The following is a 22,354-nucleotide window of genomic DNA, read 5'->3' as shown; positions in this document are numbered from 1 at the left end:
GGACTTAAATAATGATTAAAGCACAGCGATGGTTTCGGCCTCAGAGATTGTGCCCCTATAAAGCAAAAGTGAGATTGAAATATGTGGAAATGGCTACATCCTTATGCCAAGCCTGAAGCAGCGTACCGCCTTAGTGGTAAGTTTCTGCCTTGGTTTTCTGTATTGGCCCTCGTATTTTTAACGGCAGGGACCATTTGGGGACTGGCATTTGCGCCTTCAGATTACCAACAGGGTGATAGTTTCCGAATCATTTATATCCATGTCCCGTCCGCAATGTGGTCTATGGGGGCTTACCTGTCGATGGCAATTGCTGCTTTCATCGGTTTGGTATGGCAAGTTCGACTTTCAGATATGGCGGCGTTAGCAATGGCCCCTATCGGAGCGGTATACACCTTTATCGCACTTGTGACTGGTGCTGTATGGGGTAAGCCGATGTGGGGGACTTGGTGGGTATGGGATGCTCGCCTGACTTCTGAGCTCATTCTTCTGTTTTTATATCTGGGTGTTATTGCGCTTTATCATGCTTTTGACGACCAGAAGACCGCAGCAAAAGCAGCAGGTATTCTAGCGATCGTTGGTGTTGTGAACTTACCGATCATTCACTTTTCTGTGGAATGGTGGAATACGCTACACCAAGGCGCAACCATCACAAAATTCGAACAACCATCCATCTCAGCTGACATGCTTTGGCCTCTGCTGCTGAATATCTTTGGTTTTGCGTTCTTCTTTGGCGCTGTGACTATGGTGCGTTTCAGAAATGAAATCATCAGCAAAGAGAGTCACCGCCCTTGGGTACGTCAAATTGCAACAGAAAAAACTCAGTGAGGTAGTGAATTATGTATTTTGAATCTCTGAGCGACTTTTTTGCCATGGGTGGCTACGCATCATACGTATGGAGCTCATTTGGCATCACTTTTCTATCGATGCTGATTCTCTTAATCACCAGCCTTCGTCGCGGTGATGCATTATTGAATGAAGTGAAAGCAAAAATAGACCGTCAAGCTCGAATTGACGCAGCGAAGAATATGGAGAACACCTTATGAACCCGAGACGTAAAAAGAGGCTAGGTATTGTACTGGCTATCTTTGTCGGTATTAGTGCCACCATTGGTTTGATGCTTTACGCGCTCAACCAGAATATGGACCTTTTCTACACGCCTACGGAATTGGTCAATGGTAAGCCTGATGGTACTAAACCTGAAGTTGGTCAACGTCTACGTATCGGTGGCATGGTAGTAAACGGCTCAGTTCGTCGTGATCCTGACTCTTTGAAAGTAAGTTTCGACCTACACGATATCGGCCCGAAAGTGACCGTAGTTTATGAAGGTATTCTTCCGGATTTGTTCCGTGAGGGGCAGGGTATTGTTGCACAAGGTGTTTTGCGTGATGCGACCACGATTGAAGCATTTGAAGTACTAGCAAAACACGATGAAGATTACATGCCGCCAGAAATCGCTGCAGCGATGGAAAAGACGCATGAACCAATGAAGTACAGCTCTGAGCAGACACAAGGAAGCGGCCAATGATTGCAGAAATCGGTCACTTTGCCCTCATACTATCGCTTGCGATGGCAGTGCTGCTGAGCATACTGCCACTCTGGGGGGCATCAAATAACAACACCATGCTGATGAACACCGCTCGTCCACTGTCGTGGTCGATGTTTCTCATGTTGTTGTTCTCGTTCATTATTTTATGCTGGGGCTTTTATACCAACGATTTTACCCTGCAATATGTGGCAAGTAACTCGAACAGCCAGCTACCTTGGTACTACCGTTTAACTGCGGTGTGGGGTGCGCACGAAGGCTCACTACTTCTTTGGGTGTTGATTCAGGCTGCTTGGACTGTTGCTGTCGCGACATTCAGCCGTGGTATGCCGCAAGAATCTGTCGCGCGCGTACTGGCAGTAATGGGGATGATTTCGGTCGGCTTCCTGATGTTTATTATTTTCACATCAAGCCCATTCCTGCGTACCTTGCCGTTCTTCCCGATTGACGGTCGTGACTTGAACCCACTTCTACAAGACCCGGGGCTGATTGTTCACCCTCCGATGCTTTATATGGGGTATGTAGGTTTCTCGGTTGCGTTCTCATTTGCTATTGCTTCTCTGATGACGGGCCGTTTAGATACCGCCTGGGCTCGCTGGTCTCGTCCCTGGACAACGGCGGCGTGGGTATTTTTAACTCTAGGTATCGCGCTAGGTTCATGGTGGGCATATTACGAGCTCGGCTGGGGTGGCTGGTGGTTCTGGGATCCAGTAGAGAACGCGTCCTTTATGCCTTGGTTGGCTGGTACCGCACTGATGCACTCTTTGGCCGTCACCGAAAAACGCGGCACCTTTAAAGCGTGGACAGTACTGCTTGCTATCTCTGCATTCTCATTGAGTCTGCTGGGGACGTTCCTGGTGCGTTCAGGTATTTTGGTTTCAGTGCACGCGTTTGCCTCTGACCCGGCTCGCGGCATGTTTATTCTTGCTTTCCTTGTATTTGTTATCGGCGGCTCGCTGCTACTGTTCGCGGTAAAAGGCGCATCGGTTCGTGTCCGTGGTAACTTCGATTTAGTGTCACGAGAGAACGTTTTACTTGGCAACAACGTACTGTTGATCGCAGCACTGGTTGTTGTTTTAGTCGGTACATTGTTACCGCTGGTGCATAAGCAAATTGGTCTTGGCTCTGTCTCAATTGGCGCGCCATTCTTCGACATGCTGTTTGCATGGTTGATGATGCCATTTGCTTTCTTATTGGGTATTGGTCCGCTTATTCGCTGGAAACGAGATCAATTGTCTTCAATCGTTAAGCCGATGGTGATCTCTGGCGTGACTGCTCTGGTACTGGCGGCGGTTTGCGTATACCTATTCGCAGATTTCTTCCAAATTATGGCTTACATCGGTTGGGTAATGGCAATTTGGATCATCGTCATGCACGGCTTCGAGCTTCACGAGCGTGCAACTCACCGACATAGCTTCGTCGAAGGCGTAGGTAAGTTGCAGCGCAGTCACTGGGCAATGATGTTAGGTCACATTGGTTTGGCGGTAACCGTTATCGGTATCGCGATGGTGCAGAACTACAGCATTGAGCGTGATGTGCGTTTAGCTCCGGGAGAACACTTCCAAATCCAGGGTTATGATTTCTATTTCTCTGGCTTGCGAGACAAAGATGGCCCTAACTACGATGGTTATATCGCGGATTTTGAAGTTACGCATAACGGTAACTACGTCAATACGCTGCATGCAGAGAAGCGTTTCTACCGTACTGCTAAGTCTATGATGACAGAAGCAGCGATTGATCGTGGCGTAACGCGAGATCTTTACATTGCGATGGGTGAGCGTTTAGAAGACAACCGTTCATGGGCTGTACGTATTTACTACAAACCGTTCGTTCGTTGGATTTGGGCTGGTGCTTTGATCATGGCAATTGGTGGTGGTCTGGCTATTTCAGACAAGCGTTACCGCTTCCGTAAGTCATCTAAGAAGAGTGCTAAGGCAAAGGAGCAGGTCGCACAATATGAATAAGAAAGTCTTGTTTATCCCGTTAGTCGCTTTTATGGTCCTAGCGGGGATCTTTGCAACCCAGTTGATGCGTAACCAAGAGGGTGATGACCCGACAAAACTTGAGTCGGTATTAGTGGGTAAACCTGTACCAGCTTTTCACCTTGAAGACTTGGCTGAGCCGGGTAAAGAATACGATCAATCTATTTTCAAAGGCGAACCTTTACTGCTCAACGTTTGGGCTACCTGGTGTCCAACCTGTTATGCAGAGCATAAGTATCTCAATGAACTAGCTGGTAAAGGTGTCAAGATCATCGGTATGAACTACAAAGATGATCGCACTAAAGCAGTAGGTTGGTTGAATGATTTGGGTAATCCTTACCTGATCAGTTTGTTTGACGGCAGCGGTATGCTTGGTCTGGACTTAGGCGTTTACGGAGCACCGGAAACTTTCATTATCGATGCTAGTGGTGTTGTTCGTTATCGCCATGTTGGGGATGTCAATCCACGCAATTGGGCTGATACATTAGAACCGCTTTACAATCAGTTGGTTGAGGAGGCGAAGCTATGAGAAAGGTAATTTTAGCCGTATTTGCAGCGCTGACATTCTCGTTAGCGGCTCAAGCTGCTATTGAAGTGTACGAGTTTGACAACCTCAAACAAGAACAGCAGTTCAAAGAACTAAGCCACACTCTGCGCTGCCCTAAATGTCAGAACAACACGATCTCTGATTCTAATGCCGAGCTTGCTCAAGACTTACGCCATAAAGTGTATGAAATGACCAAAGAAGGTAAGTCTAAGGAAGAGATCGTCGATTACATGGTGGCGCGTTACGGTAACTTTGTGACTTACAATCCGCCATTCACTATTGCGACGGCTATCTTATGGCTGGGGCCGCTTTCTGTTGTACTGGGTGGCTTTGCTCTGATCGTATTACGTAGTCGCAAAATAAAAGCAAAAGTCGTCGCAAATAGTGATGAAAAGTGGGACGAACAAAAAGAAGCTCGCCTCAAAGCATTGCTTGAAGAAGAGAACGACGGAGATAAGAAGTAATGACACTATTTTGGATATCTACTGTTGTTCTTACGCTGATCGCTTGTGCTCTAGTAGCCATGCCGTTACTAAAACAAAAAGCGAACAACGATGAAGTACTACGCGATGAACTTAATAAAGCGTTTTACAAAGATCGTTTATCAGAGCTTCAAGAAGAGACCGAAGAAGGTTTGGTTGAAAGCCAGGAAGACCTGATTTCGGATCTTAAACAATCATTGCTAGATGATATTCCAGGCGATAAAGGGCACAAAGAAACAAAAATTTCTCCTATCGCGGTATTGGTTCCTTCTGTGGTGCTGACTGTTGTCTTGAGTTACGGTTTGTATTACCAATTTGGCGCATCTCAAGAAGTGGTTAGGTGGCAAGAAGTGTCGGCAAACTTACCTGAGTTGTCGAAAAAGCTGATGTCGTCTTCATCTGAACCTCTAAGTGATCAAGAGATGGAAGATTTGACATTAGCACTGCGTACTCGTCTGCATTATCAACCGGAAGATTCAACCGGTTGGTTGTTGCTGGGACGTATTGCTCTGGCGAATCGTGATGTGACCACTGCTATCGATTCCATGGAAAAGTCGTACAACCTTGAACCTCAAGACCCGGATATTATGCTGGGGTATGCGCAAGCTCTGATGCTTTCTCAGGAAGAAATGGATCAGAACACCGCACGCTCTCTTTTGGGCCAGCTGGTTCAGCAGGATAGAGTGGATCTGCGAGTCTTCTCGCTGCTTGCGTTCGATGCGTTTGAACGTCAAGACTACCCAGCAGCGATCAAATACTGGGGTGTAATGCAACAGATGATCGGTCCTGAAGATAGCCGCTATGAGATGCTTTCTCGCAGTATTGATAGTGCGCGTAAACAGATGGGCGAAGCGGTTTCTCCGGATAAGAGCGTGGCGGTTACCATCAGCCTTGCTCCTGAAGCTCAGGTCGATCCTAACGGAGTACTTATCGTATCTGTCCACCGTGCTGATGGCTCTCCAATGCCAGTAGCTGCGGCTCGTTACCCGTTAGCATCATTCCCGCGAACAGTGGTACTGGATGATGGCAATGCCATGATGCAAGGTTCAAAGTTGTCTTCATTGGATAAGCTTTTGGTGCGTGTACGCGTTGATTCTGATGGTAACGTGGCAACCCGTGATCATGACTGGCACGGTGAGAGTGGTGTCGTAGAGTTCGGGCAACCTGTTGAAGTTATTATCAATAAGCAATTTTAAAAGTTGCGAGTCATATCCGTATAGTGGTATGGCTCTAAACTATCGAGTAGAATGACAAAGGCCAGCTTATGCTGGCCTTGTTTTTATACTTAAGTGACTTCTAAACTGTATCCGAGTCATGAATTTTATAGCAAGGTTGCTTAAGTATATTAATAGTCGTTATGGAACATAGAATGTATAACAAGGGTAAATCCATCTTCTTGATGCTGTTAGCAATTGGACTGGTTGGCTGTTCAAGTGCGCCTGAGGAGGCAGCAACAGAAGAAACAAATCAAACGACTTCTGATGCGTACGATCCGTTGGAAGGCTTTAACCGTGCCATGTGGGACATTAACTACGACTACCTGGATCCGTATTTAGTACGTCCGGTGTCATTAGCCTATGTGGAATACACGCCTACACCTATTCGTTATGGTATTGCTAACTTTCTGGCGAACTTAGACGAGCCAGCAAGTATGGTGAACAATCTGCTGATGGGTAATGGTGGTAAAGCCGTCGATCACTTTAATCGATTCTGGCTTAACTCCACATTTGGTCTCCTTGGTCTGGTGGATGTCGCCACCGCTGCGGGAATTACCAAATACGATGAAAAAGTTTTCAGTGATGCCGTCGGTCATTACGGTGTAGGTAACGGGCCTTACTTTATGGTTCCGGGATACGGCCCTTACACGCTGCGTGAAGTCACCGATACAGTAGACAGTATGTATGTCCCTCTGACCTACCTAAACTTCTGGGCAAGCCTTGGTAAATGGGCTTTCGAAGGCATGGAAAAACGTGCGTTGCTTGTTTCTCAGGAAGCGCAGCTGGACAACTCACCAGATCCTTATGTTTTGACTCGTGATATTTATATCCAGCGCCAAAACTTTAAAGCAGAAGTGGAGACTGTAAAAGAAGTCGATGCAGAAGAAGAAGCTTACCTGGACGAATACTTAGACGAATTTTAAACCTCTCAGGTTTAAATAGTAGATACGAAAAAGGCTTAGCAGTTGCTAAGCCTTTTTTCTTCAATGGTGTATTCGATTAGAAACGGTAGTTCGCCTGAAGGCCAATTAACCAAACGTTACCCGTTGTTTCACCTACAAACTGACCACCAACTTGTTCTGCAGTGTTGTCCGAATCATAACCGCGTGACTCTGTAATTGAGGCATCTTTCGCGATGATGTAAGTGAAACCTGCATCTAAGCTGAAATCTTTTGTCCAGTCGTATGTTGCGCCAATACTTAGCCAGGTACGATCGGTTTCTGGAATAGTGATAGTACGGTTTTTATCGCTAACGGCTGATGTGTCGTACGCAATACCTGTTCTTAATGCCAGTTGCGGCTGAAGCTGGTAGGTCGCACCTAACGCAAAACGGTAGTTATCTTCCCAGTTTTCAACTTTAACCATGTGCGTACCTGCGGTATCAAGGTGGGCTTCCAGTTTTTCGAATGAGCTCCAGTCAGTCCAGTTAAAACTCGCGTGCAGGGCAAGTTGTTCAGTAATCTGGTGGTAGCTTGCCAGCTCCGCAGTCGCTGGTAGCGTCAGGTACATGTAACCATTGTCGCGGGTTTGTGGCAGTTGGGTACCAAAGCCAAAACCAAGACCTTCAGCATGACCCTGCAACTTCAGTTCTACTTCTGATTTGTATGCGAAGCCGATGCGGTTATTGTCGTTGATCTGCCATGCCGTACCGACTTGCCAACCCCAAGCGGTATCATCACCTTCCATGTACTTCAGCGTGGTATCTTGAGGAAGACCCAATGCATTTGTGGCAGGTGTTGTTGCGCCAAAGCTACCTTCACCAAGGATATAGCGAACGCCCCCGCCGATACTTACAGCGTTGTTAATCTTGTAGGCTGCATTCAGGTTGACTTCCATTGTGGTCACGCTGGCTTCGTTGCCGAAGTGTGACGCCGCAAAACCAGTACCAAGATCCGTTTCCATACCGTAGTTGGTTCCCAACGCTAAGCCGACAACGAACTCGTCGTTGTACTGATGCGATAGGTAGAAGTTAGGGATGATTGCATCGTGAGCGAAGTCATCTGAAGACGCTGGAATGTTATTGCCATAGAAATCGACGTCACCGTCTACATCAAGATTTGGATTCACATAGATAGCACCAACAGATACTTGTGTGCCTTCTAAGTAAGTGAGCATCGCCGGGTTTCGCCATTGTGCACTTGCATTATCTGCCATTGCTGCTTCACCTGCGTATGCGCGGCCTAAGCCTGTCGCAGAGAACTCCGCAAGTTGGAAACCGGCTGCATGAGTCGCGCTTGCTGTGCCCAGCAGACTTAGTGCTACTGTCATAGAAAGAAGGGTCTTGTTGGTTTTCATTTTGTGTTCGCTGAATTATTTAAAACGTAGGGTAAAATTTTAAAGATAGAGCTTTTACTTTAGAAATGAAAATCCGGAAAGGATACGTTTTTAGTATTAAATTCTGACCAATTATCTTATAGAAGATTAAAAGCCTGGCTGTAAAAGAGTTGTGAAAGATATTCAGCGAACAGCTGTGCGTCCTAATATAGGTTTTTAGATACACGTGTTCACTGAAATCGAGCGTAGAATAACTCGCAGGTAAGAAAAAAGGCTGGAAATCCAGCCTTTTATATAGAAAGTTTTTGCAATAGCGACTAATACGTCAATTAGAAGCTACGGCTGTACTGTAAGCCAACTAGAATCGCGTCTGCGTGAGTTGTTGCACTTACGCCAGTAGACAGCATGCCAGGGATAATAGTCGTGCTCTCGTTAACTTTAATGTCATCACCCATTAGGTATGTGAAACCAAAGTCGATGTTAGCTTTGCTGTCAAGATGGTAAGTGAAACCAGTTGAGAACCACTGACGGTCTGAATCTGGTACAGAAATAGACGTTACATTGTCTTGTGCACTAGTGTCGTACATGTAACCAGCGCGAAGCGTCCAGTCATTGTTTAGGAAGTAAGTACCACCAATCGCGTAGTGCCAGCCGTCTTGCCACTGATATTGTTTAGCGTAGCTGCCAGTTAGCATACCTTGATCTAGGTTTTCAAAATCAATCTGGTCAAAGTCTTTCCAGCCAATGTATTGTACGCTGTAGTGCACCGCGAACTTGGTGTCCTTGATTTTGTGGTAGCCAGAGAACTCAGCCATGTCTGGCAGAGGTAGCGTGATCTTTTGGCCTTCGTCGTCTTTTGCTTCAAATTCTGGGCTGTAGTGGTATGCAAAACCAAAACGGTTATTTTCGTCTAGCTCAAATACGGTACCTACGTTGAAACCTACGGCCCAACCGTCAGCAGAATCAACATCAAGAAGCGTTGCACCACCTAGAGCAGGATTTACAGCAGCAAGAGCAGAGCTCGTTACGCGTTTCATTGTGCCTTTACCGTAAATCACATCCAGGCCAGCACCAAAGCTCCATTGGTCGTTCAGACGGTAAGAACCCGCCAGACCAAAGTTAGCGCTTTTCACGTCGGTCAGGCCGCCGTATTCAGCCGCTACGTAGCTGTCAGAGAATTCAGTCTTTGTACCGAAGTTAGAGTAGGCATTCACACCCCAGGCAAACTTGTCGTTTACCGGTACAATTAGGTGAATGTTTGGAGCAAGAGCAGTGTCACCTACATCGTCAACGTCTCCAACAGGGATGTTGTTGCCGTTAATGTTGTAAGTGGCATTTTTCACTTCAATAAGTGAAGTAATAGTTTCAAAACCAACAGACAGTTCCATTTTGTCAAACAGCGCCATTGCAGCTGGGTTACGCGCCATTACTGAAGCGTTATCTGCAATTACCGCATCACCAGCAAAGGCACGGCCAAGGCCAGTCGCTGATTGGGCATTAATTTGGAAACCTGCTGCCATCGTTTGACCTGAGGCAAAAGCTACCGTTACTGCTAAGAGAGTCTTTTTGAACAGACGCTTATTATAAGTCATGTGTTTTTCCTTATTAGATTCGTCTCTTTGGACGATAATTCGAGCTTTTGCTCAGTGGCGCAGATAGTAGTCACAAGAATGTTATTAACAAATCCGACCATTGGATAAAATTTAGGAAAAATTATAAAAATGATGCTAAATGCAGGGAAATGACATCTAAACTGTAATATTTAGAGTTTATACTCTAATGGCGCTGCGACGGGTTGTAGGCGGTAAACGTTTGCGTCCTACAAATACACAACTGCCGCATAGAGGTCACAGTAGGCGGCAGCTAATGGGTTTTACACTAATTATGTTTCAACTTATTACATAGGTTGGATTAGAGGGGTCAGTTTACTGGCGATCACATTGATATCCTCACCTTGTTGACCGACCAAGATCATACTTGCGCTACCTATAGGTTGAACAACGCCACTCATGCCTTCTTTGTTGAAGTCGACAGCTTGCTCACTTGGGATTCTGGTAATGAACATGGTGACTTTACCTTTCAAACCCTGAAAAACCATATGCACGGCATTAGACTCTCCGAATCCACAGTGATTTAAGTAATAAACGTGGTAAGGAAAGTTCTGGTTGAACTTAAAATTCAGCGGAGACATTTTGGCGTTGATGAATGTGCTTGGCACATTTTCATCCAAGTGACGGACAAAAGGCTCTTCGTCTATTACATGTTTGATTGCTGTATCCGCCAATGTAGCATGTGCCGGTGAGACGAGAATATTGCTCCAGTTGACCTGACCAACTAACAAGCCAGCTGTAAATGCTACCGATGCAGCCAAAGCCATTGCCTTCTTAGCAAAAGTAGGGCGGACAACGTTTTGTTCAAGAGAGCTCGAACTTTGGCTGAACAAAATTTTGTCAGCAAGATCTTCAGGCACATCGACATTCATAGCCTGTTTGATTTTTTCATCGAGATCCAAAACGTCTTCAACAAACTTATGGTTAGCACTGTTGTCTGCCAAAGCTTGCAGTATCTCTTCATCCTTCTGTTTTGGATCCGACAAAATACGACGACGAAATTCTAAATCATCCATTTTTTTGTCCTCTCTTTGTATCTTGAGAATCCAACATCTCTTTAAGTTGATTACGAGCACGAAATAGTCGAGTCATCACAGTGTTTTTGTTCAGTTCCAGTATGTCGCCGATCTCTTCTCCACTGAAACCGCCTACGACTTGCAGAAATAAAGGTTCACGATATTCGACGTCTAATTTCATGATCTGTGCCTGAAGCCACTCTTGCTGGTGATGAGGGTCGTCGCTGACCTTTGCATCATTGCCATAGTCATCGATATCAACTAAATCAAATTGTTTGCGTTCGAACCGGCGTGCATTTTCTCGTCTTAATATGGTAATAAGCCAAGACTTTGCCGCTTTTTCGTCCAGCAAGCTATCCAGAGATTTCCATGCACGAAGACAGGTTTCTTGCACCAAATCTTCGGCTACCGCTTTATCTTTACACAACCAGTAAGCATAGCGATATAAATCACGATGGTAGCCCCGAACGAGCGATTCATATTTTCTTTGTTTGTCCATATCAGAGTTGACCGGACTGTTGGAATTTTTCTTTCCAAACATTTTTAACATGGCTGCAAGAGCCCCCATTTGTTATTTAACCAGTACTGTGTGGTCATTCGGATAGACATACAGAGTTTAGCAGTATCAACTGTTTTGTCTCACAGTAGTCAGGTTCAGACTTCATTATTACGACTCAGATAAAAAACCAGTAGCCATGCATTTATTTGGAAGATTGAAAAAATAGATCGCTTGATAAGCGCTAAATCAATATAAAATTGATCTATTTCAAAAACTCGATCAGTGAAGCGGTTATAGTTACTCCTGTCATCTCGTTAGTCCTTGTGACTAACATGTTGAGCAAGATGACACTTCCTTTTGAAGGCTGACTTTACTTTCTCCTAATCAGGAAACTGATTAATGTTCAATTGGCGTAAGTTAATTGTTTTTATAGATATTCCGACCACACAGTTCTGTGTGGTTTTTTTTTACCTAAATTTCGCTTTCTAACCCAGTTCTTATTCAACTATCTTCATTGTTCATAGTCGGTTAATCGCGCCGTCAGCATAATGTATTTCATATCAATCAAAGCCAAAAGCTAGTATTTATCTAGGCATCCGGTTTGTGATCAATCTTTATTACACTTGGCGAAAAGTTTACTTAAATCGAGATATTAGGTGACTTATAGCCATTGTAACGTTTTAAAATCGCTATTGGTGGTGATTTAGAGTAATTGATCTACTTGCTTCACGTTTATCTAAACGCACCTTTGATAAATTTAACAAGTTGATTACAATGCGTCAGGTCAGACCTCTTGTTAATTAAGGAGAAACAATGGGCAAGCAGGAAGTAAAGACGCGTCATGGTGAACGCGTTGCTATTGTCGCGGGGCTTCGAACTCCCTTTGCTCGTCAAAGCACGGAATTTAGCCAAGTGCCAGCAGTCGATTTAGGCAAGATGGTAGTAAGTGAAATGCTTGCTCGAACCGATCTTGATCCGAAATTAATAGAACAAGTGGTATTTGGACAGGTTGTACAAATGCCAGAGGCACCAAATATTGCACGTGAAATCGTATTGGGGACGGGAATGAACGTCCATACCGATGCCTACAGTGTGACTCGCGCATGTGCCACGAGTTTTCAAGCCGCCGTTAATGTTACGGAAAGCATCATGGCAGGCACGATTGATATCGGTATCGCGGGTGGCGCTGATTCCTCATCGGTACTACCGATTGGTGTTTCCAAAAAGCTTGCAGCCAACCTGCTGGCTCTCAGCAAGACCAAAACGCTCGGCCAAAAGCTCAATGTGCTTAGAAACCTTAGCTTTAAAGATTTAATGCCAGTTCCTCCTGCGGTTGCTGAGTACTCGACGGGTTTGTCGATGGGGCAAACGGCAGAGCAGATGGCGAAAACACACGGTATTTCTCGTGCAGAGCAAGATGCTCTGGCACACCGTTCTCATACTCTGGCGTCGCAAGCGTGGAAAGAGGGCAAGATTCAAGGTGAAGTCATGACCGCTTTCCCTGAACCGTACAAAAAGTGGATTTCAGAAGACAACAATGTTCGTCATGACTCTACGTTAGAGGGATACGCAAAACTTCGCCCAGCATTTGATCGCCAATATGGCAGCGTAACCGCAGCAAACAGCACGCCTCTGACTGATGGCGGTGCGGCTGTGATGCTCATGCGCGAAGGTAAAGCGAAAGAGCTTGGTATGGAAATCCTTGGCTACATTCGCGGCTACGCTTTCTCTGCTATTGGCGTAGAGACCGACATGTTAATGGGCCCTTCTTACGCGACGGCGAAGGTATTGGAGAATACAGGGCTGGAATTGTCGGATCTGACTCTGATTGATATGCATGAAGCCTTTGCGGCTCAAGCGCTGGCTAACGTGAAAATGTTTGCCTCTGATAAGTTTGCTCAAGAAAACCTTGGCCGTTCAAAAGCCATTGGTGAAATCGACATGGATAAATTCAACGTACTTGGTGGTTCGATTGCTTATGGACATCCGTTTGCAGCAACGGGGGCGCGCATGATGACGCAAACACTGCGCGAGCTAAAACGTCGAGGTGGTGGTATTGCATTGAACACCGCATGTGCGGCGGGTGGTCTTGGTGCAGCAATGATTCTGGAGGTTGAGTAATGAGCGAGCAAAAAGCATTTAGTCTAAAGATTGACGAGCAGAATATCGCTTGGTTGGCAATTGACGTGCCTAATGAAAAGATGAACACGCTACAGGCAGCTTTTGTTGAAGATATGCAGGAAATTTTCGCACAGCTAAAAGACTCAACTGGAGTGAAAGGGATGATCATTCATTCCCTGAAGCCAGATAACTTTGTTGCGGGTGCCGATGTACGCATGCTTGACGCATGTACTACCGCAAGCGAAGCGGAAGCATTGGCAAAACAAGGACAAGAACTCTTCCAACAATTGTCTGACCTGCCTTATCCGGTCGTTGCTGCTATTCATGGCCCTTGTCTCGGAGGCGGCTTAGAGCTTGCTCTGGCGTGTGACTATCGTGTCTGTACGGAATCCGACATCACACGTTTAGGTCTGCCAGAAGTACAGCTAGGCTTGCTACCAGGCTCTGGTGGTACACAGCGACTTCCTCGACTAATTGGTCTGCTACCTTCACTTGATTTAATCCTGACGGGTAAACAGCTCCGCGCTAAAAAAGCGAAAAAGCTTGGAGTAGTAGATGCCTGTGTACCAGAGACTATTTTGCTTGATGTCGCTAAGCAATTTATCGACAAAGGCAAAAGCAAAGGTAAGAAAAAGCAGTCGACCAAAGAAAAGCTGATGTCGGGCAGCGGGTTAGGGCGCAAGTTTGTATTTGAGCAAGCCGCGAAGAAAACCAACGAAAAAACCCGAGGCAACTATCCTGCTACAGTGGCGATTTTGGAAGTGATCCAGCATGGTTTGGAGAAAGGGTTCGTTAAAGGCCAGGAGCTTGAAGCGAAGCGCTTCGGCGAACTGGTTATGAGCTCAGAATCGAAAGCGCTGCGTTCCATCTTCTTTGCTACCACAGAGATGAAGAAAGAACACGGCACGGATGCTAAGCCTGCTGCCGTGAAAAAAGTCGGTGTACTTGGTGGTGGTTTGATGGGTGCTGGCATTAGTCATGTCTCCGTTGCGAGAGCTAAAGTGCCGGTTCGAATTAAAGATGTGAGCAATGACGGGGTCTTAAATGCGCTGAACTACAACTACAAGTTGTTCGACAAGCAACGTAAGCGTCGCATTCTCTCTAAAGCGGAACTCCAAGCAAAAATGATGCAGCTTTCGGGTGGCGTAGACTTCACCAGTTTCAACCAGATCGATGTGGTTATTGAGGCGGTTTTTGAAGACCTTGATTTGAAACAGCAAATGGTCGCAGATATTGAAGCAAACGCGAAGCCAGAGACCATTTTTGCGACCAACACATCGTCACTGCCAATCCATAAAATTGCAGAAAAAGCTGAACGTCCAGAGAATATTGTCGGTCTGCACTATTTCAGTCCGGTAGAGAAAATGCCGCTGGTGGAGGTTATCCCGCATGAAACCACATCAGACGAAACCATTTCTACGGTTGTTGCGTTAGCCAAGAAACAGGGCAAAACGCCAATCGTGGTGAAAGACAAAGCTGGCTTCTACGTAAACCGCATTCTTGCACCTTACATGAACGAAGCTGCGCATATCTTGCTGGCAAACGAGCCGATAGAAAAGATAGATAACGCGTTACTGGATTTTGGCTTCCCGGTTGGGCCAATCACACTGCTTGATGAAGTAGGCGTGGATATTGGCGCTAAAATCATGCCGATTCTGGTCAATGAATTGGGCGAGCGATTCAAAGGTCCGGATGTATTCGATACGTTGCTTAACGACGGCCGTAAAGGTCGTAAGAGTGGCAAAGGTTTTTACACATACAAAGGTAAGAAGAAAGAAGTCGATAAGTCTGTCTATAAGTTATTGAAACTTGAGCCTGAGTCTAAGCTCAGCGACAACGATATTGCACTGCGCTGTGTGCTGCCAATGTTGAATGAAGCGGTACGCTGTTTAGATGACGGTATTATTCGTTCGCCACGCGATGGTGATATTGGTGCGATTTTCGGTATTGGCTTCCCACCATTTTTGGGTGGTCCTTTCCGTTATATGGATCAGTATGGCTTGAAAGAGCTGGTCGAGAAAATGAACGAATTTGCATCGAAATACGGTGACCGATTTGCACCTTGTGACGGCTTACTCACCCGAGCGGGTGAAGAACGTACGTTTTATTAATTCTCAGCGCTGAACAACGTTGAAAACAAAAAGGCTTGCATCTCGCAAGCCTTTCTTTATTTTGCAGAAGAGATTATTTCTTCTTGTCTTTTTTATCTTTGTGACCCTGACCTGGGTTGTCATCACCGTGAACGCTCGCATTACCCTTCTTGTCTTTATCCCAATTTTTAGAAGTACAGTCATCTGACTTCACAGAGATATTGTCACCGCTCAAGCGTACACAGTCTTTGCTTAGCTCAAAGTCATCACCTTTCACAGTGATTTCTGCATGAGCTGATGCGAATGGAAGTAGAACTGCAGCAATTAATAGGAATTTTTTCATAGGTGCCTCATATGCAAGTTGTTGTAATTTGAGTATAAGCCAATTGGAGCATAAGCTAATTAGAGCATAAGCTGCAATTGCGTTATTTCAAATTTCTGCCAATTTTATCTGAAACCAAAGTCCTTTATCCTAATCCGCAATCTTTCGGTCGTAGCTGAAACTCTTCTATTGAGCCAATTTCCTGACCTAAGTGAATGCGCGGTTCATCGATGTGAGCCAGACCTTGAGAATGCATAACCAAACGGTTTGCTGTTCTAGGTTTTAGCTCATTTACAACGAAACGGATCATATCTGCACGAGTCAGCTTTTTAAGCTCTGCCAGTACTTTCTCTCGCTGATTAAATTCAGTGTCTTTATTACCTATTGCTACCCAAAGGCGTTGAGCGCGACCACGCAGTGTGGTGTCTGGTGTGGCAATTTGATTCCATAAGCCGCGTTTACTGGTATGCCACTGATAATCATTGAGCTCTAACAGCACCATGTAAAAGGCATTTAAGAATTCATCAATAGAGGTGACGAGCTCTGCAGGTGCTGCATTGGGAGACTGAACATAAAGCACGATACCAGGGTGTCGGTTTAGCGGCATGTTCCCTGTGCCGACCATGTAGCCTAATTGCTGCTTGGTGCGGATTTCGTGAAAAAACGTTGCCGACATCAAATGGTTTGCCAGTGAATAAAGCGCGATATTACGTGGCTCAATATCCTCGCACTGATGATAAATCACGACAGCCGAGTCCTGTTGGTCACAGTGCACTTCACGCTGAAAACTGCCGTTTTGACCTAGCATCACTAATGGTCGAAGTGCTTCTTCATAGCGCTGCTCTTTGACTCGCAGTGCATCTTTTAATGTGGTAGCCATGTCATGCGCTTGCTGGCGTTGCCAGTCGCCATAGACAAACATCTCTACGTGCAATTCGGCGAGAATCGACTCGACGAATACCGACAACTCATCGACTTCAATTTGCTCAAGTGCTTCAGCAAGCGTCGCAAAAGGAGGATTGTTAGGCTGTAATAATCCCGTTAACGAGTTGAACAGTTGCGAAATAGGGCGATCTTGCGCTGAGTTTCGCCAGTTCCTGAGTAGCTGTTGTTTGATTGTGTCAAATCGAGCCTGGCTGAACTCACGAGCGGCAAAGCGGCGCAAAATCATTTCTAATAGCTGGGGAAGCTTTTGGCTAAAGCCGGACAAAGTCAGCGTCACGCCACCCTGGTGGGCATACATGTTGTAGCCCATGCCAGCAATTTCGGCCTGATAAGTTTCTTGTGCGAGTGAGTCGAGAAACATCTCAACGCAGAGACGAGTCTTGACGATGTTTTTAGGTGAAGCGACGGCATGCGAACTGTCTATCGCTACATAGAGCACGCCCTTAGGCACGCGAAATTCATCATCTTGTAAATGCCATAGGCGGAAGCCTTCCAAGTCTTCAATTAACTCGGGGAGGGAGTTGCCGTGTTCCAGAGGAATAGGATCAAGGTTGTAGCATATATACGGGTTCTTCTCGGGCAGTACAAATTGCCAACGTGGGTCAATTTGATGGAAGAAACGTTTTTGCTCGCTGGTAAATGTCGTCACTGAGTACGGAGTGAAATACCATTCTGCGGTACGATCGTAGTCTAAGCCTTTGGCAATCAGCGTCACTCTTACATTGTCGATGCTCAAGTAATTCAACAAATCACGTTGCAGCGCTTCGTCGTAACCTGCCATTTTGTAATCGCCGTAGATGGTATCGTCCGGCTGATAGTGCTGCATATTGACGACAAGGTGGCTAACAAAATCAAGCGGCCTTGATGGTTCCTGAAAACGAAATGCAGATTCGAGCACTGCCTGTTTCTCCAGGTAGCGCCATTCGTCCATGCCTTCTTGACGAATCAAGGTTAAATATTGGAATACTGCCTGAACGATATCATCGACGTGGTCGAGGCCTGTTGGTGTAAGCGTACAACTCACGGTAAAGTCACGGTAATTGCTGCCGCTTGCACCGCCTCCAGCAGAAAGAGAAGTGATCCATCCCTTACTCTTAAGCTTAATCATTAAGCTGCCTTCCCCCTCATAGCCCAGTAAATGAGCAAAATAGGAGAGGGGTTTTGTGCCGTAATACTCGTCCATTCCCGGCATGGGAAAAGTTAAAATTAACTTGCGAAATTCCTTAATGGGCTCAATCTGGACAAAGATTCCGGTGCTGCTTTCCGTGCCAATAGGCACATCAATCGATTTACCTTTCAATTGATGATTAGGGATGGCCGCGAACATACGCTCTACCCACGCTTGCTGCTGATCAAGGGATTGAGGGCCAAACAGGGTTAGCGTCATTAAATCAGCAGAGTATTGAGAATGATGGAACTCGACGATTTCGTCACGAATAGACTTACCGTTTCTGTCGCCGAGCGTATCAATATTCCCTACGGAAAACTTTGAAAATGGATGCTCTGGATTGATGACTTCTTTATTAACCTGATACAAACGACGAGAATCGTCATTCAGTTTTAGCTTGTATTCTGAATCGACCGCCTGACGCTCTTTGTCTAATGCTTCCTCGTTAAATAAAGGTGCGGTAAAGAATTGGCTGAAGCGATCTAGCGAGTTTTCAAAGGCATTTGGAGTGACATCGAAAAAGAAACACGTGTGCTCTGTTCCTGTCCAAGCGTTGTTTGTACCACCATGTTGGCTAATATAGCTTTGAAATTCGCCTACTTTAGGGTATTTTTCCGTACCCAAAAAAAGCATGTGTTCTAAATAGTGCGCTAAACCTTGGCGATCATCAGGATCGTCAAAGTGTCCGACGTTCACTGCTAGAGCGGCTGCAGACTGTTGAGCTGTATCGGAATGAATCATCAACACGCGCAAATCATTACTCAGCGTAATGTAGCGGTATTGATTTGAATCGTTAGGACTTAGGTGCACGATGCGTCTCCAGATTTCGCATTACAGTAATTATGAACCCTGAGTGGGGCAGCGCAAATGTTGCGCGTCGACAAATACTGCTCCCTGCGTTTTTGTTTTTCGTAAGACTACTGCATAGGCCCATCGCTTTTGCGTATGGGTAGGGCTGTTTGAAGGAATGCACTGAGTTCATGGCATAGCCAAAGCGGTGATGAACTGAGTATATTCTTTTTTAATAGATTGTTAAGAAAGTCGCTATCTTTGGCAAGCTAATTGGTATAATGAACAGACAATTATATCAGTATTTATGTTTCGACATTATTAAAATTAGCCCCGAATATCTTATAAAGATAGCAGTCAACCTTTTGGTAGCGTTAGCTATCCATAGGAAATAACATGAAAATATTCATTATGCGTCATGGCGAAGCCGAACACTTTGCGGATTCTGACGCTGCTAGGCAACTGACCCAAAGAGGCAGAGATGAGTCACAAGCTGTCGCCCGAGCGTGCAAAGAACAAGGTTGTGCTCAATTCGACAAAGTACTCGTGAGCCCGTACATCCGTGCTCAACAAACCTGGCAAGAAGTCAGCGAACACTTTTCGGCCCAAAGTATTGAAACGTTTGAAGATATCACGCCTTACGGACAATCTGAATGCGTGTACGACTATGCTAATGCCCTCATTGAAGTTGAAAAGCTTGAGTCGTTGCTGTTTGTTTCGCATTTACCGCTAGTCGGATATTTAACGGCAGAGTTTGTGAGAGATATGGCTCCACCAATGTTCCCAACATCCGGATTGGTTTGTGTCGAATACGATCCTCAAACCCAGCAGGGTGAGGTGTTGTGGCATATCACGCCATAAGCGTTGAACCAAATTTAATCAAAAGGCAGGAATATCCTGCCTTTATTGTTATGGAAAACAGATTGTTATTGAACGAATTTTTACTTCTCTGGAATCGAGAGAAGGACGAGCAGCGCACCGTCACCCCCAAACTCTAAAGGCGCTTGGTGAAAGGCCATCACATCAGGGTGTTGAGCCAGCCATAGTGGCGATTTTTGTTTGAGGATATGCTTGCCAATCCCGTGCTGAACGCAAGCACAGTGAATTTCGTTCTTTACGCAGTACGCGATCATCGCGCCTAATTCGCGCTTTGCTTCCTGCTGAGTCATACCATGCATGTCGAGGAACACGTCGGGCACATAAACACCGCGACGCAGACGTTTTACCTCATAGGTGGAAACGTCGTCACGTGCATAGCGAGTCGGCCCTTCTTCATTGAGAAGAGGGACAAACTCATCAGAAAAGTAAAATTCTGAATCACTCGCTTCACGGTTTGAGCGTTTGATTTCTTTTTGCTTAGTATTTTTTTTTGGTTGCTGGATTATGGTATCCTGTCGCAACTTTTTTACGCCCTGTACTGCTTCCTGAAACAAGGCGAAATCGTCATCGTGTTCGGTGTCTTTTTTGCTCATTAGGTAAACAAATTCATTAATAAATTTTATTAGCAGTATTGTAGCGCTTTTCGGAGGCAATTTTGGATAAGATTTTTGTAGAAGAAGCGGTATCTGAGCTACATACCCTTCAAGATATGATTCGTTGGACGGTCAGCCGCTTTAATGCTGCGAACCTGTTTTACGGTCACGGTACTGATAACGCGTGGGATGAAGCCGTGCAGCTTATCCTGCCAACGTTATACTTGCCGATCGATGTGCCTCCACACGTATTGAGCTCTCGCCTGACAACCAGCGAGCGCATGCGTATTGTTGAGCGTGTAGTAAAACGCATCAACGATCGCACACCTACCGCATACCTGACTAACAAAGCGTGGTTCTGCGGTCTTGAGTTCTTCGTGGATGAACGTGTACTTGTGCCGCGTTCCCCAATTGGTGAACTGATCCAAGCAGAATTCCAACCTTGGTTAGTGGAAGAGCCAGTTCGTATCATGGATATGTGTACGGGTAGTGGCTGTATTGCTATTGCTTGTGCGCACGCATTCCCAGAAGCAGAAGTTGATGCTATTGATATCTCGACGGATGCACTGCAAGTGGCTGAACAAAACGTTCAGGATCACGGCATGGAACAGCAAGTATTCCCAATGCGTTCGGATTTGTTCCGTGACTTACCAAAAGAGAAATACAACCTGATCGTGTCAAATCCACCGTACGTGGACGAAGAAGACATGAACAGCCTGCCAGACGAATTCACGCATGAGCCAGAGCTTGGCCTGGCTGCGGGTACGGATGGTCTGAAACTGGTTCGTCGTATTTTGGCTAATGCACCGGATTATCTGACAGACAACGGTATCCTGATTTGTGAAGTGGGTAACTCTATGATTCATATGATGGATCAATACCCACAGATTCCATTTACCTGGATTGAATTTGAAAATGGCGGCCACGGTGTATTCATGCTGACTCGTGATCAACTAGTTGAATGTGCAGAAGAGTTCAAACTGTACAAAGACTAATAGCCATACCCATCATTTTCTAAAACACCGAGCCTAGTGCTCGGTGTTTTTTTATGCGGAATTCATCAAGATTAAGTGAATATTTACTCTTTACATCAAAACGTAATAGAGCCACTATGAATCCACGAAGAATTGATAAGCAGTTGCGCCTCGATTTGAGAAGGCGTGGCGACAATAACTTGAGGAAGTAATGGCAGGGAACAGTATCGGACAACATTTCCGAGTGACGACATTCGGGGAAAGTCACGGTATCGCACTGGGATGTATCGTAGACGGGTGCCCGCCGGGGTTAGAAATTACAGAAGCAGATCTGCAAGTCGATCTGGACCGTCGTCGTCCTGGCACATCACGTTACACTACACAGCGTCGTGAGCCGGATGAAGTGAAAATTCTTTCAGGTGTGTTCGAAGGTAAAACGACGGGTACATCAATCGGTCTGTTGATTGAGAACACCGATCAACGCTCGAAAGATTATTCTGAGATCAAAGATAAATTCCGTCCAGGGCACGCAGATTACACTTACCATCAAAAATACGGCATTCGTGATTATCGTGGTGGCGGCCGTTCGTCAGCTCGTGAAACAGCAATGCGTGTTGCGGCAGGTGCGATTGCGAAAAAATACCTGAAGGACGAATTCGGCGTAGAAATCCGCGCTTACCTATCACAAATGGGTGATGTGTCTATCGACAAAGTGGATTGGGATGAAATCGAAAACAACGCGTTCTTCTGTCCGGATGTTGATAAAGTTGAAGCGTTTGATCAGCTTATCCGTGACCTGAAAAAAGAAGGCGACTCAATTGGTGCGAAGATTCAGGTTGTCGCAACCAATGTGCCTGTCGGTCTTGGTGAGCCAGTCTTTGATCGTTTAGATGCAGATATTGCGCATGCGCTGATGAGCATTAACGCGGTGAAAGGTGTTGAAGTTGGTGATGGTTTTGATGTTGTGAACCAACGCGGCAGCCAGCACCGTGATACGCTTTCTCCACAAGGTTTTGGCAGTAACCATGCTGGCGGTATTCTTGGTGGTATTTCTACCGGTCAGGATATTGTGGCAAATATTGCGCTTAAGCCAACCTCAAGCATCACGGTTCCGGGTGACACTATCACCAAAGAAGGTGAGCCAACTCAGCTGATCACTAAAGGTCGTCATGACCCATGTGTTGGTATCCGCGCGGTACCTATTGCTGAAGCAATGCTGGCGATTGTTGTGATGGATCACTTGCTTCGTCACCGTGGTCAGAACTTTGGTGTGACGACAGAGACGCCAAAGATTTAACCATTG

Annotated in this window: 20 protein-coding genes; 13 read left to right on the top strand and 7 right to left on the bottom strand. The window is 45.8% G+C overall.

Annotation, left to right across the window (positions count from 1 at the left end):
- Positions 1-81 precede the first annotated feature (81 nt).
- From VEJY3_RS11485 to VEJY3_RS11450, 8 genes are all read left to right on the top strand, one after another.
- Positions 82-825 carry a heme ABC transporter permease gene (locus VEJY3_RS11485; RefSeq protein ID WP_014232641.1) on the top strand — a complete coding sequence of 248 codons (744 nt, stop codon included), beginning with the start codon at positions 82-84 and terminating at the stop codon, positions 823-825.
- A gap of 11 nt (positions 826-836) precedes the next feature.
- Complete coding sequence (gene ccmD, locus VEJY3_RS11480) at positions 837-1,043, top strand: heme exporter protein CcmD (RefSeq protein ID WP_014232640.1); 207 nt, start codon at positions 837-839, stop codon at positions 1,041-1,043.
- Positions 1,040-1,525: a cytochrome c maturation protein CcmE gene (gene ccmE, locus VEJY3_RS11475; protein ID WP_014232639.1), complete on the top strand. Its 486-nt coding sequence runs from the start codon at positions 1,040-1,042 to the stop codon at positions 1,523-1,525. Before ccmD ends, ccmE begins: the two co-directional genes overlap by 4 nt.
- Positions 1,522-3,507 carry a heme lyase CcmF/NrfE family subunit gene (locus tag VEJY3_RS11470; RefSeq protein ID WP_014232638.1) on the top strand — a complete coding sequence of 662 codons (1,986 nt, stop codon included), beginning with the start codon at positions 1,522-1,524 and terminating at the stop codon, positions 3,505-3,507. Before ccmE ends, VEJY3_RS11470 begins: the two co-directional genes overlap by 4 nt.
- On the top strand, positions 3,500-4,054 hold the full coding sequence (locus VEJY3_RS11465; RefSeq protein ID WP_014232637.1) for a DsbE family thiol:disulfide interchange protein: 555 nt from the start codon (positions 3,500-3,502) through the stop codon (positions 4,052-4,054). Before VEJY3_RS11470 ends, VEJY3_RS11465 begins: the two co-directional genes overlap by 8 nt.
- The gene (locus VEJY3_RS11460; protein ID WP_014232636.1) at positions 4,051-4,536 is read left to right on the top strand and encodes a cytochrome c-type biogenesis protein; all 486 of its coding nucleotides are present in this window, start codon (positions 4,051-4,053) and stop codon (positions 4,534-4,536) included. The genes VEJY3_RS11465 and VEJY3_RS11460 overlap by 4 nt, the downstream gene beginning before the upstream one ends.
- Positions 4,536-5,750, top strand: coding sequence for a c-type cytochrome biogenesis protein CcmI (gene ccmI / locus VEJY3_RS11455; RefSeq protein WP_014232635.1), 1,215 nt, complete (start codon positions 4,536-4,538; stop codon positions 5,748-5,750). Before VEJY3_RS11460 ends, ccmI begins: the two co-directional genes overlap by 1 nt.
- A 173-nt stretch (positions 5,751-5,923) precedes the next feature.
- Complete coding sequence (locus VEJY3_RS11450) at positions 5,924-6,694, top strand: VacJ family lipoprotein (RefSeq protein ID WP_014232634.1); 771 nt, start codon at positions 5,924-5,926, stop codon at positions 6,692-6,694.
- A gap of 76 nt (positions 6,695-6,770) precedes the next feature.
- Here VEJY3_RS11450 and VEJY3_RS11445 read toward each other — a convergent pair whose 3' ends face one another.
- From VEJY3_RS11445 to VEJY3_RS11430, 4 genes are all read right to left on the bottom strand, one after another.
- Entirely contained in the window at positions 6,771-8,066 is a 1,296-nt protein-coding gene (locus tag VEJY3_RS11445) for an outer membrane protein transport protein (RefSeq protein ID WP_041170257.1), read from the bottom strand.
- Positions 8,067-8,374: 308 nt separating this feature from the next.
- Positions 8,375-9,637: an outer membrane protein transport protein gene (locus tag VEJY3_RS11440; RefSeq protein ID WP_014232632.1), complete on the bottom strand. Its 1,263-nt coding sequence runs from the start codon at positions 9,635-9,637 to the stop codon at positions 8,375-8,377.
- A gap of 305 nt (positions 9,638-9,942) precedes the next feature.
- A complete protein-coding gene (locus VEJY3_RS11435; RefSeq protein ID WP_014232631.1) occupies positions 9,943-10,671 on the bottom strand; it encodes a DUF3379 domain-containing protein in 729 nt (242 codons plus the stop codon).
- On the bottom strand, positions 10,664-11,212 hold the full coding sequence (locus VEJY3_RS11430) for a sigma-70 family RNA polymerase sigma factor (protein ID WP_373423024.1): 549 nt from the start codon (positions 11,210-11,212) through the stop codon (positions 10,664-10,666). The genes VEJY3_RS11435 and VEJY3_RS11430 overlap by 8 nt, the downstream gene beginning before the upstream one ends.
- Positions 11,213-11,983: 771 nt before the next feature.
- Between VEJY3_RS11430 and fadI the strand changes: the two genes are divergently transcribed.
- Positions 11,984-13,291: an acetyl-CoA C-acyltransferase FadI gene (fadI, locus tag VEJY3_RS11425; RefSeq protein WP_014232629.1), complete on the top strand. Its 1,308-nt coding sequence runs from the start codon at positions 11,984-11,986 to the stop codon at positions 13,289-13,291.
- Positions 13,291-15,402 carry a fatty acid oxidation complex subunit alpha FadJ gene (gene fadJ, locus VEJY3_RS11420; RefSeq protein WP_014232628.1) on the top strand — a complete coding sequence of 704 codons (2,112 nt, stop codon included), beginning with the start codon at positions 13,291-13,293 and terminating at the stop codon, positions 15,400-15,402. Before fadI ends, fadJ begins: the two co-directional genes overlap by 1 nt.
- Before the next feature lie 73 nt (positions 15,403-15,475).
- On the opposite strand, the gene VEJY3_RS11415 is transcribed toward fadJ, so the two are convergent.
- Positions 15,476-15,724 (bottom strand): hypothetical protein, encoded by a 249-nt coding sequence (locus VEJY3_RS11415; protein WP_014232627.1) that lies wholly within the window; start codon positions 15,722-15,724, stop codon positions 15,476-15,478.
- A 124-nt stretch (positions 15,725-15,848) separates the two neighbouring features.
- Positions 15,849-18,626, bottom strand: coding sequence for an insulinase family protein (locus VEJY3_RS11410; protein WP_014232626.1), 2,778 nt, complete (start codon positions 18,624-18,626; stop codon positions 15,849-15,851).
- A 375-nt stretch (positions 18,627-19,001) separates the two neighbouring features.
- On the opposite strand from VEJY3_RS11410, the gene sixA reads away from it, so the two are divergent.
- Positions 19,002-19,466: a phosphohistidine phosphatase SixA gene (gene sixA / locus VEJY3_RS11405; RefSeq protein WP_014232625.1), complete on the top strand. Its 465-nt coding sequence runs from the start codon at positions 19,002-19,004 to the stop codon at positions 19,464-19,466.
- 80 nt (positions 19,467-19,546) lie between these two features.
- On the opposite strand, the gene smrB is transcribed toward sixA, so the two are convergent.
- Positions 19,547-20,077, bottom strand: coding sequence for an endonuclease SmrB (gene smrB / locus VEJY3_RS11400; RefSeq protein ID WP_014232624.1), 531 nt, complete (start codon positions 20,075-20,077; stop codon positions 19,547-19,549).
- A gap of 62 nt (positions 20,078-20,139) precedes the next feature.
- Here smrB and prmB point away from each other — a divergent pair, with 62 nt between their 5' ends.
- Together prmB and aroC are read left to right on the top strand one after the other, a co-directional pair.
- Positions 20,140-21,072 (top strand): 50S ribosomal protein L3 N(5)-glutamine methyltransferase, encoded by a 933-nt coding sequence (gene prmB, locus VEJY3_RS11395; RefSeq protein ID WP_014232623.1) that lies wholly within the window; start codon positions 20,140-20,142, stop codon positions 21,070-21,072.
- Positions 21,073-21,262: 190 nt separating this feature from the next.
- The gene (gene aroC, locus VEJY3_RS11390) at positions 21,263-22,348 is read left to right on the top strand and encodes a chorismate synthase (protein WP_014232622.1); all 1,086 of its coding nucleotides are present in this window, start codon (positions 21,263-21,265) and stop codon (positions 22,346-22,348) included.
- The last annotated feature ends 6 nt before the right edge of the window (positions 22,349-22,354 follow it).

It is taken from the genome of Vibrio sp. EJY3 (assembly GCF_000241385.1).
Classification (GTDB): Bacteria; Pseudomonadota; Gammaproteobacteria; order Enterobacterales; family Vibrionaceae; genus Vibrio; species Vibrio natriegens.
Note: the sequence above shows the minus strand (reverse complement) of the source record. Positions and strands in the feature narration are given on the sequence as shown.

Bases quoted from the DNA above. Each gene is read 5' to 3' on its own strand.
- VEJY3_RS11485 (WP_014232641.1), top strand. From the start codon at position 82: ATGTGGAAATGGCTACATCCTTATGCCAAGCCTGAAGCAGCGTACCGC.
- ccmD (WP_014232640.1), top strand. From the start codon at position 837: ATGTATTTTGAATCTCTGAGCGACTTTTTTGCCATGGGTGGCTACGCA.
- ccmE (WP_014232639.1), top strand. From the start codon at position 1,040: ATGAACCCGAGACGTAAAAAGAGGCTAGGTATTGTACTGGCTATCTTT.
- VEJY3_RS11470 (WP_014232638.1), top strand. From the start codon at position 1,522: ATGATTGCAGAAATCGGTCACTTTGCCCTCATACTATCGCTTGCGATG.
- VEJY3_RS11465 (WP_014232637.1), top strand. From the start codon at position 3,500: ATGAATAAGAAAGTCTTGTTTATCCCGTTAGTCGCTTTTATGGTCCTA.
- VEJY3_RS11460 (WP_014232636.1), top strand. From the start codon at position 4,051: ATGAGAAAGGTAATTTTAGCCGTATTTGCAGCGCTGACATTCTCGTTA.
- ccmI (WP_014232635.1), top strand. From the start codon at position 4,536: ATGACACTATTTTGGATATCTACTGTTGTTCTTACGCTGATCGCTTGT.
- VEJY3_RS11450 (WP_014232634.1), top strand. From the start codon at position 5,924: ATGTATAACAAGGGTAAATCCATCTTCTTGATGCTGTTAGCAATTGGA.
- VEJY3_RS11445 (WP_041170257.1), bottom strand. From the start codon at position 8,066: ATGAAAACCAACAAGACCCTTCTTTCTATGACAGTAGCACTAAGTCTG.
- VEJY3_RS11440 (WP_014232632.1), bottom strand. From the start codon at position 9,637: ATGACTTATAATAAGCGTCTGTTCAAAAAGACTCTCTTAGCAGTAACG.
- VEJY3_RS11435 (WP_014232631.1), bottom strand. From the start codon at position 10,671: ATGGATGATTTAGAATTTCGTCGTCGTATTTTGTCGGATCCAAAACAG.
- VEJY3_RS11430 (WP_373423024.1), bottom strand. From the start codon at position 11,212: ATGTTTGGAAAGAAAAATTCCAACAGTCCGGTCAACTCTGATATGGAC.
- fadI (WP_014232629.1), top strand. From the start codon at position 11,984: ATGGGCAAGCAGGAAGTAAAGACGCGTCATGGTGAACGCGTTGCTATT.
- fadJ (WP_014232628.1), top strand. From the start codon at position 13,291: ATGAGCGAGCAAAAAGCATTTAGTCTAAAGATTGACGAGCAGAATATC.
- VEJY3_RS11415 (WP_014232627.1), bottom strand. From the start codon at position 15,724: ATGAAAAAATTCCTATTAATTGCTGCAGTTCTACTTCCATTCGCATCA.
- sixA (WP_014232625.1), top strand. From the start codon at position 19,002: ATGAAAATATTCATTATGCGTCATGGCGAAGCCGAACACTTTGCGGAT.
- smrB (WP_014232624.1), bottom strand. From the start codon at position 20,077: ATGAGCAAAAAAGACACCGAACACGATGACGATTTCGCCTTGTTTCAG.
- aroC (WP_014232622.1), top strand. From the start codon at position 21,263: ATGGCAGGGAACAGTATCGGACAACATTTCCGAGTGACGACATTCGGG.